This window comes from Hyphomicrobiaceae bacterium (genome assembly GCA_041397645.1).
GTDB lineage: Bacteria > Pseudomonadota > Alphaproteobacteria > Rhizobiales > Hyphomicrobiaceae > Hyphomicrobium_B.
Window position 1 is genome coordinate 423,230 of record JAWKWE010000005.1, and the last position, 13,580, is coordinate 436,809.

The window sequence follows — 13,580 nt, forward strand, 5'->3', positions numbered from 1 at the left end:
CCCAGCCAGCCCGCGTCCGCCCCGGCGCCGCCGGTCGGCCGAGCTGGGCGCAGTAAGGGGGAGACCGGCCATGCGCCTGCGCCCCCGCCAGAAGACCTTCGTCGAGCGCAGCGTGGCTGCGCTCGCTTCCCGCGGCAACACGCTGGGCGTGGCGCCCACCGGCGCGGGCAAGACCATCATGCTCTCGGCGGTCACCGGCGAGATGATCGGCGACGGGGCCAAGGCCTGCGTACTGGCGCATCGCGACGAGTTGACGGCGCAGAACCGCGCCAAGTTCCAGCGCGTGGTGCCGGGCGTCGCCACCTCGGTGATCGACGCCACGGAGAAGTCCTGGGGCGGCCAGGTCGCCTTCGCCATGGTGCCGACGCTGGCGCGGGCCTCGAACCTCGCCGACATGCCGCGTCTCGACCTGCTTGTCGTCGACGAGGCGCACCATGCCGTCGCCGACAGCTACCGCCGCATCATCGACCGCGTGCGCGAGGCCAATCCCGACGCCCGCATCTTCGGGGTCACGGCGACGCCGAACCGGGGTGACCGGAAGGGGCTGCGCGAGGTCTTCGACAACGTGGCCGACCAGGTGCGGCTGGGCGAGCTGATCGCCTCGGGCCACCTGGTGCCGCCGCGCACCTTCGTCATCGACGTGGGCGTGCAGGACGAGCTGCGCTCGGTCCGCAAGACCATGTCGGATTTCGACATGGCGGAGGTGGCGGGCATCATGGACCGCGCCCCCGTCACCGACGAGGTGATCCGCCACTGGAAGGAAAAGGCGGGGTCCGAAGGACGGCAGACCGTGGTGTTCTGCTCCACCGTCGCCCATGCCGAGCACGTCACCGACGCCTTCAGGGCGGCGGGCGTTTCCGCCGCGCTGATCCACGGCGATCTGGCAGCCGAGACCCGCAAGGCGATCCTCACCGACTACGCGGCGGGCGACATCCGCGTCGTGGTCAACGTGGCGGTGCTGACCGAGGGCTGGGACCATCCGCCCACCTCCTGCGTCGTGCTGCTGCGCCCCAGCTCCTACAAGTCCACGATGATCCAGATGGTAGGTCGCGGGCTGCGCACCGTCGATCCCGAGGAACACCCCGGCATCGTCAAGACCGACTGCGTCGTGCTGGATTTCGGCACATCGAGCCTGATCCACGGCACGCTGGAACAGGATGTCGATCTCGACGGCAAGACCGAAACCGGCGAGGCGCCGACCAAGACCTGTCCTGCCTGCGAGGCGGAGATCCCGCTGGCCGCCACCGAATGCCCCCTATGCGGCGAGGCGTTCCCGCGGGAGGACGAAGAGGCCGGTGAAGGTGGCGGTGCCACGCCGCTCTCGGGCTTCATGATGACCGAGATCGACCTGCTGCAGCGATCCAGCTTCGCTTGGGTCGACCTCTACGGCACGGACGATGCGCTGATGGCCACCGGCTTCGCAGCCTGGGGCGGCATCTTCTGGCTGGACGGGGTCTGGTACGCCATCGGCGGCGCGAAGGGCGAACGCCCCCATCTGCTGGGTGTTGGCGAGCGCACGGTCTGCCTCGCGCAGGCGGACGACTGGCTGAACACCCACGAGACCGATGAGAGCGCCTTCAAGACCCGCTCCTGGCTGCGCCAGCCGCCCACGGAAAAGCAGCTGCAATACCTGCCGCCCGAGTGTCGCCATGACTTCGGCCTGACGCGCTACCGCGCCTCGGCGCTGATGACCTTCGGCTTCAACAAGCGCGCCATCCGCCAGCTGATCGACAGCGCGGCCAGCCCCGAACGGAGGGCGGCATGACCCATGTCCACATCCACCCCCATCACGGCCGAGGACCGGCGGCGGCTCTGGCATCCGCGTGGAACGCTCTGTGCTGTCTGCCGGCAACCCACCCGTGGTTTTGGCTGGTTCGATCCGCACCGTTCGAAGCGGCCCCGGCCATCGGTCTGGTTCTGCTCGATGCCCTGCCAGTCCTTCTGGACGCGCTTGGCGCGGGAGCGTTTCGCCATGGTTGACCTGACCGAGGAGGAGCGCGCCGCGATCACCGCCACCATGAAGCGCGTGGCGCTGCTGATGGACGAGATCGGCTGGGCCACCCCGCTTGCCGAACTCACCGAGGCGCAGGTGCGCGCACTGATCGAGGAGGCCGTCGAGGGCTTCCGCGAGGCCATGTCCGACATCGCCCGGGCGCAGACGCCGGAGGTGCCGTTTTGACCCTCGATTACAATCACCGCCCCAGCTTCGCGGACCGGGTGAACGCCGCCGTCGACCAGGCGCTGACCGCCGATCAGGCGACGCGGCCGCCCCGCGACTACCTCGGCGGCTCGCGTCTCGGCCATGCCTGCGAGCGCGCCCTGCAGTTCGAGTTCACCACGACGCCGAAGGACGAGGGCCAGGACTTCAGCGGCCAGTCGCTGCGCATCTTCGCCATCGGCCATGTGCTCGAGGATCTGGCCGTCGCCTGGCTGCGTGGCGCGGGCTTCGACCTCTACACCCGCAAGGGCAACCGGGCCGATGGCGGCCAGTTCGGCTTCTCCGTCGCGGGCGGGCGCATCCGCGGTCATGTCGACGGCATCATCGCCGCGGGGCCCGAAGGTTTCGGTCTCGCCGTTCCCGCGCTCTGGGAATGCAAGACCATGAACGCCAAGAACTGGCGCGCCTGCGTCAAGGACGGCGTGAGCAAGTCGAAGCCGGTCTATGCCGCCCAGATCGCGGTCTATCAGGCCTACATGGAAACCAGCGTGCCCGGCATCAGCGCCGCGCCCGCCGTGTTCACCGCGATCAACAAGGACACGGCCGAGATGCACCACGAACTGGTGCCCTTCGACGCCGATCTCGCGCAGCGCATGTCCGACCGGGGCGTGCGGATCCTGCAGGCGACCGATGCGGGCGAGTTGCTGCCGCGCGTCGCCACTACGCCTGACTTCTTCGAATGCCGCTTCTGCCCCTGGTCCGAGCGCTGCTGGGGGCTGCCGGCATGAGCGACGATGGCGTCCTGCATTTCAACCCGTGGATGGATTTCAACGACGGGCCACCGTCCGAGAACCCGTTCGGCTGCGACCCTGACCCCAGCAGATCGCCGTCTTCCTCGACACCGTGTTCAGCTGGTGCGAGGGGCTGATCCGCTCCGGGGTTTCGTCGACAAGGGTCAGGGCCGAGACGGCAAGCCGCACAACATCTGGATCGCGGCCGACGACAGCGCACCAGGGAAACTCGCGACCTTCGCCGCGTGGGCGAACCGCGAGGGGCGGCCGTCTATGTCATCCCAGGCACCGTCGCCGAGCAGGGCCAGGCCCGCGCCGCCGATGTGCTGCAGATGCAGGCCGTCGTCGTCGATCTCGACGCGGGCGACATCCCGGCCAAGCTGGACCATGTCACCCGCCACCTCGGCGCGCCCACGCTCATCATCGAAAGCGGCGGGCGCACGCCCGAGGGCGCGGCGAAGCTCCATGTCTGGTGGAAACTGACCGAACCCGCCGAGAGCGAAGAGCTGGCCACCCTCTGCCGCCTGCGGGGCGAGATCGCCGTGAAGGTCGGCGGCGACACGCATTTCCGCTCGGCACACCAGCCGATCCGGGTGCCGGGCACGGTCTATCACAAGCACGGCCACCAGCGTCTCGTGCAGATCCGCGAACATCGCGACGTCGAGGTGGACCTTGTGGATTTCGCCGAACAGGTCGCCGAGATGCCGCCGCTGCCAGGCGTAGGCTTCGCCAGCGACGTCTCGGCCCACCAGGCCAAGCCCGGCATCGACGCGGTGCTCACCACGCCGGTGCGCGAAGGCGCGGTCGACGACTGGTCGCGGTTCCAGGGGGCCAGCGCCGCCATCGGCCATTACGTGCGCCTGGTGCACGAGGGCCGCCTCGACCCGTTCGCGGGCTGGGACGCGATCTGCGGCTACAACGCCGCCATGCTGCGCCCGTCCTGGCCGCTCGATCGGCTGCAGGCCGAGTCCGAACGGCTCTGGGCGCTGCATGTGAAGCGCAACGGCCCGCCGCTCCTGCGCGCGGCCCATGTCGATGCCCCGGCCAGCCCGCTGCCGACCTTCAGCCTCGGCGCGCTGCTCGACGACACCAGTCCGATGCCCGAGGACGTCATCGGGCCGCGCGTGCTGACGCCGGGCGGGCTCCTGGTGCTGGGCGGCGCGCCGAAGGTCGGCAAGAGCGACTTCCTGATCTGCTGGCTCGTGCACATGGCGGCGGGAGTGCCGTTCCTCGGCTTCACGCCGCCCCGGCCGCTGCGCGTGTTCTACCTTCAGGCCGAGATCCAGTATCACTACCTGCGCGAGCGCATGCAGCAGATCGCGCTGCCCGCCGCCGTGATCGCAGCCGCGCGCGACACCTTCATCGCAACGCCGAAGCTGAAGCTGCTGCTCGACGCGGAGGGCGTCGCCCGTGTGGCCGAGGCCATCCGGACCGCATTCCCCGACGCGCCACCCGACATCATCGTCATCGACCCCATCCGCAATCTCTTCGACGGTGGCCCCGAGGGCGGCGGCGAGAACGACAACACCGCCATGATGTTTTTCCTGAAGGACCGGGTGGAGCTTCTCCGCGAGGCGGTCAATGAGGACGCGGGCGTCATCCTCGCCCACCACACCCGCAAGGCCAGCAAGTACCAGGTCAAGGACGATCCCTTCCTCGCGCTCTCCGGCGCCAGCGCGCTGCGGGGTTTCTACACCTCCGGGCTGCTCATGCACCGCCCCGACGAGGATAGTAGTGTCCGCAGGCTGGAAATCGAGCTGCGGAACGGCCCCGCGTTGCCGGGGAAGCTGATCGACAAGGTGAAGGGCGAGTGGGTCGAACTGAACCCGCTGAACGAGCGCCTGGTGCGCAAGGAGGTCGGGGCCAAACTCGATGCCGAACGGCTGCGCAAGCACGATGTCATCCTCGGCATGTTGCTGGATGAGGCGGCGAGCGAGCGCCTCTACACCGCCATGCAGTTCGCCGAGACCTTCGAGAACCGGGGCGGTCTGGGCAGCAAGCACACGATCCGTGAGCGCCTCAGCGTGCTGGCGACCAAGGGGTTCGTGAAGTTCCTGCGCGACCCCTCGGGGTTCGGCTTCCCCGTCACCCGGTCCCGGTTCGGCTACCTCTGCGTGGAAGGCATGCAGTTCGGCGCGCCTGTCGAGGAGATCGATCCGGCCACCGGCGAGGTCACCACAACCGTCCGTCCGGTCCTGCCCAGCCACTTCAAATGCCCCCAATCCGGGCTCTGCCTGCAGGTCGAAAACCCCGCCGTCTGGGTCTACCCGGAGGGGCTCGAAGACGACCTGACTCATATGAGTGAGGCCTGACTCATATGACAGCGCCAACTGTGCAATCAATGAAATCAATGGCTTACGGGCAAATAAGAGTTAGGTCCCTAACTCATGCCCGAAGACTTCATGAAGTCTTATTCCGCAATGATTTCAGCCACTTGAATACCTCGGAACAGTTAGGTGTCAAACCCCCATACTACGTATGGGAGGGCCACCCTACAGGGTTGGCCACTCCTCCCATACGTCCGGGCCAGCCGCGCGCCGCCGTGACGCTCCCTTGTGCCTTCCGATCCGACGACGGCGGCCCCGTACGCCAAGCACCAGACCGCCGTCGTCTTCCACCACCACAGGCCACCGGCAAAGGAGACCCATCATGGCTCAGCCAACTCTGATCCCGAATTGCGACGGCGCAAGGTTTGAATCGCTGCCGCTCGACACACCCCGCAACCGCTGCATCCTCGCGCTCGACCTCGGCACCTCGACCGGCTGGGCGATCCGCAGCCACGACGGTCTGATCACCAGCGGCACCGTCTCGCTGCGCCCGGGCCGCTTCGACGGCGGCGGCATGCGCTACCTTCGCTTCACCAACTGGCTGACCGAGATCGATCGGCTGTCCGGGCCCATCGCCGCCATCTGGTTCGAGGAAGTTCGCCGCCACGCAGGCACCGACGCGAGCCACATCTACGGCGGGCTCATGGCCACGCTGACCGCATGGGCCGAGCTGCGCGGCGTGCCCTACGAGGGCGTCCCGGTCGGCACGATCAAACGCTACGCCGCTGGCAAGGGCAACGCCGACAAGGCCGCGATGGTCGCCGCCGTCCGCGCCCGCGGCTTCAGCCCGGCCGACGACAACGAGGCCGACGCCATCGCGCTCCTGCTCTGGGCGATCGAGACGAAAGGAGGTGTCGCATGAGATGGCATCCCCACGGCTACGGCGGCCGACGCCGCGATCCCGAACAGGTCAAGCGCGAGGGCTGGCGGGAACAGGGCGTCCTCGCGGTCTCCGCCGATGACGACCGCCTCACCTGGCCCGAGCGTGAACTTGTCCGCCAGCTTGGCGAGAAGCTCTACGGCCCGCGCCCTTCCGACAGGGAGGCGCGCCATGGCTGATCGCGAATGGACTGCCGACTGCGTCGCCGATCATTTCGAGGAAGCGTTCCGCACCCTGCGCAAGCTGCCGCCGGTGAAGGCGCAGGGCTACTTCAACACCTGGCCCGACATCGTGCGGACCAGCCGCGAGATCGCGGCGATGGAACCCCAGCCGATGCGGGTCTGGCCCTCGGCCGCCGCGATCACCCGGCTCGAGCAGACTTTCGACTGGGTGCTCTGGATCGAGGAGGCGGAGCGCAAGCTGGTCTGGTCGCGCGCGGCCCGCGTGCCGTGGAAGCAGATCAGCGGGGAGCTCGGCTGCGACCGCACGACCGCGTGGCGGCGCTGGCAGCTGGCGCTGACCAAGATCGCTGCGCGCCTGAATGCGCAGTGACTCCAATGTGTTGCAACACTTTTTCCTTCGACATCTGCAACATGATCGTGCTATTCCGAAGGCAAGATGGGGAGAGTGCGCTGGAAAGCTCGCTCTCCCCTTTGCGTTGACGGGGGCCTTCTGGACCCCGGTATCCAGCGAGGGTCCGGCCGGGGTCCAGCCCACGGCAGTTTCCGGTTCCTTCCTGGCGATATTCGTATGCTGGCGGGCGAAGCGCGGAACATCGCCAGCGACAGGGCCGGATTTTTGGGAAGCCACCCGGAAGCCGGAGCCACGCGCGCCCCGCGCAAACACCAATGAACGCTGGCCTTCCGACCGGACACCGCTGGTGGCCGCTGGACCCCGTGTGGAGTCCGGCCCGGCATCCGGAGTCCGGAAGCCACCGGCATCCACCCGACCGAGGAACCGTGCCCATCATGACGTTGAGCTTCGCCCCGGACGCGATCGAGACGTGGCCGCTGTCGCGCCTCCAGCCCTACGCGAAGAACGCGAAGGCGCATGGCGCGGATCAGGTCGCGAAGATCGCCGCCAGCATGGCCGAGTTCGGCTGGACCGTGCCCTGCCTCGTCGGCGAGGACGGCGAACTGATAGCAGGCCACGGGCGCGTGCTGGCCGCGACGCAGCTCGGGCTGACCGAGGCGCCGGTGATCGTGCTCGGGCACCTGACCGAAGCGCAGCGCCGGGCGTACCGGATTGCGGACAACAAGCTGACGGAACTCGGCACCTGGGACGAGGCGCTGCTGTCGGCGGAACTGAACGACCTGCTGGCCGAAGACTTCGACCTGTCGCTGGTCGGGTTTTCCGATGGCGAACTCGACAAGCTGCTGGCCTTCGATCTCGACGGTGGCGGCGAGGAAGAGGGCGCCGGGGGCTCCGTGCCGCCGGTGACCATCCCCGAACCCCCACGCAATCCGGCGTCGCGGACGGGCGATCTCTGGATCCTCGGCGATCACCGGCTGCTCTGCGGCGACAGCACCAGCGCGGCCGATGTGCGCCGCCTGATGAACGGTGAGCGCGCGATCCTTTTCGCGACCGATCCACCGTATCTCGTCGACTACGACGGCTCGAACCATCCGACCCGCAACAAGGACTGGTCGGCGTCCTACGGCACGACTTGGGACGACAGTTCGCAGGGCGCGGAACTCTATGACGGGTTCATCGCTGCAGCCGTGGCGGAAGCCATCGCCGAGGATGCTGCCTGGTACTGCTGGCACGCCTCGCGCCGCCAGGCGATGCTGGAAGCCTGCTGGGAGAAGGCCGGGGCCTTCGTCCATCAGCAGATCATCTGGGTGAAGGACCGGGGCGTCCTGACCCGCTCGCACTATCTCTGGAAGCACGAACCTTGCTTCATGGGCTGGCGCCGTCCGAACCGCCCGCCGAAGGTCGCCGAGCAGACGCTGCCCTCGACCTGGGAGATGCCGTCTTTCGCCAAGGACGAACGCCCCGACCATCCGACGCCGAAACCGCTGGACGCGTTCGGCATCCCGATGCGCCAGCACGTGGCCCGCAGTGGCCTCTGCTACGAGCCGTTCTCGGGCTCTGGTTCGCAGATCATGGCAGGCGAGGCCAACGGCCGCCGCGTCTTCGCGATGGAAATCAGCCCCGCCTATGTCGATGTGGCTGTCGAGCGCTGGCAGGCTGAGACCGGCCGCGACGCGATCCTCGATGGCTACGGCCGGACCTTCGCGCAGGTGAGGACCGAGCGACTGGGCGACGGTGCCGACGCCCCGGCCGATCCCCCGGCAACGGACACCGCCCCCGAACCCGCGCGAAAGCGCAAGACCCCCGCGTGACATGCATGACCTGGCTTTACCTTCCTCCGGACGCGCTTCCGGAGCCGGAGACGCATGTCTGTTCGGCCTCTCCCTCTGTTCCGGCGCGGGCGGGCTCGACCTCGGGCTCGCCATCGCCATCCCCGGATATCGTGCTGTGGGCCATGTCGAACGGGAAACCTTCGCCGCAGCCACTCTCGTGGCGCGGATGGAAGACGCGGCCCTGGATCAGGCTGTTGTCTGGGACGACGTTGGAACCTTCGACGGCCGCCCGTGGCGCGGCGCGGTGGACATCGTCACAGCGGGCTATCCGTGCCAGCCGTTCTCGGTCGCGGGCAAGCGCCGGGGCGCGGACGATCCGCGCCACCTCTGGCCACATGTCGCCCGCATCATCGGCGAGGTCGAACCGCCCTTCGTGTTCCTCGAGAATGTCGCCCATCATCTCCGCCTCGGCTTCCCCGAAGTCGCAGCAGGACTGGTCGGCATGGGCTACCGCCTTGCGGCAGGCCTCTTCACGGCGGCGGAAGTCGGCGCGCCCCACAAGCGCGAGCGGCTGTTCATCCTCGCCATCCGCGAGGGGGACGAGTTGGCCGACCCCGCGCGCCTGCTCTGGCACCCGGTCGAGTGGCGGGAACCGGACGGAACTGCTGCGGCTCTGGCCGACGCCGAGGGCCAGTGCGAACGAGAACCGGCAGACGAAGCCGACGCCCTCGCAGGCAGCGGGTCAGCACGGCATGAACCTGGCGACGACGGCCGCGCTCTGGCCGACGCCGCAGATCGACAGTTTCCGCAGCCGGGGTGGCGAACGGCGCGACGAGAAGGGTCTGGACCGCATGGCGCGGGACTGGCCGACGCCGATGGCGAACGATGGCTGCAAGCCGAGCGCTGGCAACCGGCGGACAGCAGACGTGACCCATTCGGCTGGGATGTGGATGACGCCGACAGCGCGGGATCACAAGGATGGGGCGACGACATTGGCGAACACGCCGGTGAACGGCCTGCTTGGCCGCCAGGTCCTGGTGACGCCGATGGCTGGGAGCGATACCTCCGAGCCGCGCCGGACCTTGAACCCGCTGTTCGTCGAGGCGCTGATGGGCTGGCCCACCGGGTGGACCGGCTTCGCCTCTGTGGCAACGGAGTGGTCCCGCTGGTTGCGGCGCATGCGCTGCGAACTCTCGCGGCTGAACTGCTGGCCGATGGATGAGGCAGCGGCATGAAGCAGTCCCGCCTCATGTCGCTGGTCGAGTCCGTCGCCAACGTGATCGTCGGCTACGGCGTTGCGGTTGTGACGCAGATCCTGATCTTCCCGATCTTTGGCCTGCACACGACGCTGGCGCAGAACCTGAAGATGGGCGCGGTCTTCACCATCGTGTCGATAGCGCGTTCCTTCGCCCTGCGGCGGGTGTTCGAGGCGATCCGGATGCGGAGCGCCAAATGATCGACCGCCGCCCCAGCGGGACGGCGGCCATCGACTTTTCGGAGTCCGGTGCGTCAGGCGGCAGGGAGTTTGTACACGCGCCCCCGATCCTCGACCTTCTCCGAAGTCACTTCGAGCCCGAGCTTCTTCTTCAGCGCCCCGGCCATCGCCCCGCGGACCGTGTGTGACTGCCAGCCAGTCGCGGCCATGATCTCCTCGATGGTAGCGCCGTCCGGCGCGCGCAGCATGGCGATCAGCGTGGCCTGCTTGGTGCCCTCGCGCGGCGTGCGCGTCTTGGGCGCGGCCTCGGTCTCGGTGCGGGTGTCCGGCGCGGGCTCCTCAGTCGGCGCGTCGGTCGCGCCTGCAGGCGCGGTGTTCGCGCTTTCGGGCTCGATCCCGATGGCGGCGAGACCGGCGCCGGTGATGTGCAGGAGGATGGCGCGACCGTCCTCGTCGTTGCGCCAGACGCGGTTGAGCGCGGCGTCGGCCTTCGTCTGGATCTCCGTCGTCGTCTCGGCGATCAACTCGCGGGAGAGCAGCGCGCCCACCACCTTGGCGGCGGCGCCTCCGCGCAGGGAGCCGGGGAGCGGCAGGACGTTGCGGTCCTCGCGCTGCGCGGCGGTGCTGAGGATCACGAGCTGAGTGTCGGAAAGCTGGGTCATCTTCGTCTCCGTATCGGGGCGCGCGGGATGCGGGCCCTTCTGCGAGGCCGAGCCCGCCGGTCGGCGGGCGGCACCCGAAGTGGTTGATCTTACTCGGCGTATTCGCCCTTGCCGAAGGCGCCGTCGGTGATCTCGCGCAGCTTGGCGCGGTAGTGGTTCAGGGTGCCGACATGGCCCCAGTTGATCTCGTCCGGGTGGGTCTCGAAATGGTCCGCGCTGAGGGCGGCGAGCCGCTCCAGCATCGCGTCGATCTCGAACTTCGCGGCGATGAAGGCGTCGAGGGCTTTCGTGTTGTCGGTCGCGCGGCGGGTCATCGGGGTGGGCTCCTTGGTGAGTTGCATCGTCCTTGTGGAAGGGACGTTCGCTCCGGTCGCGACGCTTATCAACTCTATAAGCACATGACTTCGAATGATAATCGGAGCTGTCTATGCAGGGCATGAGCGAGCGCCAGTACGCCGCCCATGTCGGGCTGTCGCGGGGCGCGATCCAGAAGGCGAAGGCGGCTGAGCGCCTGGTCCTCTATCCCGACGGCAGCATCAACGCGGCCGCCAGCGACGCCAGACGGGCCGAGACGACGGACCCGTCGAAGACCCGCAAGCCGCCCGCGCCGAAGCTGAAGCCCGTCCCCGAGGCTGCCGTGGCCGCCGTCGGCGACACGCTGCGCGAACAGGGTCTGGCTGTTCCGGCGGTGGGCGGCGGCACGACCTTCCTGCAGGCCAAGACCGCGAACGAGGTGCTGAAGGCGCAGGAGCGACGCATCCGGCTCCAGAAGCTGAAGGGAGAGTTGATCGAGCGGGCCCGCGCGCTGGCGCTGGTGTTCCGGCTGGCGCGGGAGGAACGGGACGCATGGGTGACCTGGCCTGCGCGCGCGGCGGCGCTGATGGCGGCCGAGCTCTCGGCCTCGTGCAGCGACGCGACGGGCCAGCAGATCGCCGTGGAGCCAGCCGCGATGCAGAAGGTGCTGGAGAAACATGTACGCGCCCACCTCGACGAACTCGCCGAGGTCCGGCCCGACTTCCGGTGAAGATGACGCACTGACGGACTTCGACGGCGCGGGCGAGATCCTGCGCGCCTGGGGCAACGGGCTGCGGCCTGATCCGGACCTGACCGTCTCGGAATGGGCGGACCGGCACCGCATGCTCTCGGGCCGCGCCTCGGCCGAGCCCGGGCGATACCGCACGGTGCGCACGCCCTACATGCGCGAGATCATGGACCGGCTGTCGCCCGGCGACCCCACGCAGCGGATCGTGTTCATGAAGGCCGCGCAGGTCGGGGCGACCGAGGCCGGGAACAACTGGATCGGCTTCGCGATCCACCAGGCGCCAGGGCCGATGCTCGCGGTCCAGCCGACGGTCGAACTGGCCAAGCGAAACTCGCGCCAGCGGATCGATCCGCTTATCGACGAGAGCCCCGAGCTGCGGGAGCGAGTCAAACCGGCCCGGTCCCGCGACGCGGGCAACACGATGCTGTCGAAGGAATTCGCTGGCGGCATCCTGATCATGACCGGGGCCAACTCGGCGGTCGGGCTGCGCTCCACCCCGGCGCGCTACATCTTCCTCGACGAGGTCGATGCCTATCCGGCGTCCGCCGACGAGGAAGGCGATCCGGTCACGCTGGCCGAGGCGCGGTCGCTGACCTTCGCCCACCGGCGCAAGGTGCTGCTGGTCTCGACCCCCACAATCCGGGGGCTGAGCCGGATCGAACGGGAATACGAGGCCAGCGACCAGCGGCGGTTCTTCGTGCCGTGCCCGCATTGCGGCCACGCCCAATGGCTGAAGTTCGACCGGCTGCGCTGGCAGAAAGGCTGCCCGGAGACGGCGGAATATCACTGCGAGGGCTGCGAGCAGCCCATCGCGGAGCACCACAAGACGGCGATGCTGGAGGGCGGCGAATGGCGGGCGACCGCCACGGCCGCCGATCCGACCACGGTCGGCTATCACCTCTCGGCGCTCTATTCGCCGATCGGCTGGCTGAGCTGGGAGCGGATCGTGCGGGCCTGGGACGCGGCACAGGGGTCGGACGAGGCGATCAAGGCATTCCGCAACACCATCCTCGGCGAGACATGGGTCGAGACCGGGGAGGCGCCCGACTGGCAGCGGCTCTACGACCGACGCGAGCGCTGGACATCCGGCACGGTGCCAGCGGGCGGGCTGTTCCTGACCGCCGGGGCCGATGTCCAGAAGGATCGGATCGAGGTCGATGTCTGGGCCTGGGGGCGTGGTCTGGAAAGCTGGCTCGTCGATCACGTTGTCATCGAGGGCGGCCCTGATCGGCATGACGCCTGGTCTGAACTGACGGCGCTGCTGGACAAAAGCTGGCCGCATGAACGCGGCGCGCATCTCAGGATCGCGCGGCTGGCCATCGACACCGGCTACGAGGCCCCGGCGGTCTATTCCTGGTCGCGGGCGCAGGGGTTTGGGCAGGTGTCGCCGGTGAAGGGTGTCGAGGGGTTCAACCGCTCGAGCCCGGTCTCGGGCCCGACCTTCGTCGATGCGACCGAGGGCGGCAAGCGGCTGCGGCGCGGGGCGCGGCTCTGGACCGTGGCGGTCTCGACCTTCAAGGCCGAGACCTACCGCTTCCTGCGGCTGGCGCGGCCGACCGAGGAGGAGATGGCCGAGGGTGCCGCGTTCCCGCCCGGCTCGGTGCACCTTCCGCACTGGGTCGAGAACGAATGGCTGAAGCAGTTCGTGGCCGAGCAGCTGGTGACGGTGCGCACGAAGCGCGGCTTCGCCCGGCTGGAATGGCAGAAGCTGCGCGAGCGCAACGAGGCGCTGGACTGCCGGGTCTACGCCCGCGCCGCCGCCTGGATCGCCGGCGCGGACCGCTGGCCCGACGAGAAATGGCGCGACCTCGAGGATCAGCTCGGGGCGGCCCCCACCGACACCGATCCCGCCGGGCAGATCAACCGGCCGGGACAGGCCCCGCAGGGCAAGCGCCGCTCCGACTGGCTCGGGCGGCGCGGAGGATGGTTCTGAGTGAGGACCGGTCCGCGCAGCGGATGCGAGGCTCCAGTGGAGCGTC

15 protein-coding genes are annotated in these 13,580 nt (G+C 68.8%); 13 read left to right on the forward strand and 2 right to left on the reverse strand.

The features are described from left to right. Positions 1–70 precede the first annotated feature (70 nt). From R3D51_15815 to R3D51_15865, 11 genes are all read left to right on the forward strand, one after another. Positions 71–1,765, forward strand: a complete 1,695-nt coding sequence (locus tag R3D51_15815; protein ID MEZ5900949.1) for a DEAD/DEAH box helicase — start codon at positions 71–73, stop codon at positions 1,763–1,765. Next, positions 1,762–1,980 (forward strand): hypothetical protein, encoded by a 219-nt coding sequence (locus R3D51_15820; protein MEZ5900950.1) that lies wholly within the window; start codon positions 1,762–1,764, stop codon positions 1,978–1,980. The genes R3D51_15815 and R3D51_15820 overlap by 4 nt, the downstream gene beginning before the upstream one ends. Further along, positions 1,973–2,179, forward strand: coding sequence for a DUF6511 domain-containing protein (locus R3D51_15825; protein MEZ5900951.1), 207 nt, complete (start codon positions 1,973–1,975; stop codon positions 2,177–2,179). Before R3D51_15820 ends, R3D51_15825 begins: the two co-directional genes overlap by 8 nt. Continuing rightward, complete coding sequence (locus tag R3D51_15830; GenBank protein ID MEZ5900952.1) at positions 2,176–2,946, forward strand: hypothetical protein; 771 nt, start codon at positions 2,176–2,178, stop codon at positions 2,944–2,946. Before R3D51_15825 ends, R3D51_15830 begins: the two co-directional genes overlap by 4 nt. A 248-nt stretch (positions 2,947–3,194) precedes the next feature. Then, the gene (locus R3D51_15835; GenBank protein MEZ5900953.1) at positions 3,195–5,261 is read left to right on the forward strand and encodes an AAA family ATPase; all 2,067 of its coding nucleotides are present in this window, start codon (positions 3,195–3,197) and stop codon (positions 5,259–5,261) included. Between the two features lie 337 nt (positions 5,262–5,598). Further along, complete coding sequence (locus R3D51_15840; protein MEZ5900954.1) at positions 5,599–6,138, forward strand: hypothetical protein; 540 nt, start codon at positions 5,599–5,601, stop codon at positions 6,136–6,138. Further along, positions 6,135–6,335 carry a hypothetical protein gene (locus R3D51_15845; protein MEZ5900955.1) on the forward strand — a complete coding sequence of 67 codons (201 nt, stop codon included), beginning with the start codon at positions 6,135–6,137 and terminating at the stop codon, positions 6,333–6,335. The genes R3D51_15840 and R3D51_15845 overlap by 4 nt, the downstream gene beginning before the upstream one ends. Then, on the forward strand, positions 6,328–6,708 hold the full coding sequence (locus tag R3D51_15850; GenBank protein ID MEZ5900956.1) for a DUF6362 family protein: 381 nt from the start codon (positions 6,328–6,330) through the stop codon (positions 6,706–6,708). The genes R3D51_15845 and R3D51_15850 overlap by 8 nt, the downstream gene beginning before the upstream one ends. A gap of 416 nt (positions 6,709–7,124) precedes the next feature. After that, positions 7,125–8,501 (forward strand): ParB N-terminal domain-containing protein, encoded by a 1,377-nt coding sequence (locus R3D51_15855; protein MEZ5900957.1) that lies wholly within the window; start codon positions 7,125–7,127, stop codon positions 8,499–8,501. Position 8,502: 1 nt separating this feature from the next. Next, positions 8,503–9,684 carry a DNA cytosine methyltransferase gene (locus R3D51_15860; protein MEZ5900958.1) on the forward strand — a complete coding sequence of 394 codons (1,182 nt, stop codon included), beginning with the start codon at positions 8,503–8,505 and terminating at the stop codon, positions 9,682–9,684. Between the two features lie 9 nt (positions 9,685–9,693). Next, positions 9,694–9,918 carry a hypothetical protein gene (locus tag R3D51_15865; protein ID MEZ5900959.1) on the forward strand — a complete coding sequence of 75 codons (225 nt, stop codon included), beginning with the start codon at positions 9,694–9,696 and terminating at the stop codon, positions 9,916–9,918. 53 nt (positions 9,919–9,971) lie between these two features. Here R3D51_15865 and R3D51_15870 read toward each other — a convergent pair whose 3' ends face one another. Continuing rightward, the gene (locus R3D51_15870; protein ID MEZ5900960.1) at positions 9,972–10,559 is read right to left on the reverse strand and encodes a DUF3489 domain-containing protein; all 588 of its coding nucleotides are present in this window, start codon (positions 10,557–10,559) and stop codon (positions 9,972–9,974) included. Positions 10,560–10,648: 89 nt separating this feature from the next. Further along, positions 10,649–10,873 (reverse strand): hypothetical protein, encoded by a 225-nt coding sequence (locus R3D51_15875; GenBank protein ID MEZ5900961.1) that lies wholly within the window; start codon positions 10,871–10,873, stop codon positions 10,649–10,651. Positions 10,874–10,986: 113 nt separating this feature from the next. Between R3D51_15875 and R3D51_15880 the strand changes: the two genes are divergently transcribed. Together R3D51_15880 and R3D51_15885 are read left to right on the forward strand one after the other, a co-directional pair. Beyond that, on the forward strand, positions 10,987–11,583 hold the full coding sequence (locus tag R3D51_15880; protein ID MEZ5900962.1) for a hypothetical protein: 597 nt from the start codon (positions 10,987–10,989) through the stop codon (positions 11,581–11,583). After that, complete coding sequence (locus R3D51_15885; GenBank protein ID MEZ5900963.1) at positions 11,531–13,534, forward strand: phage terminase large subunit family protein; 2,004 nt, start codon at positions 11,531–11,533, stop codon at positions 13,532–13,534. Before R3D51_15880 ends, R3D51_15885 begins: the two co-directional genes overlap by 53 nt. Positions 13,535–13,580: the final 46 nt, after the last annotated feature.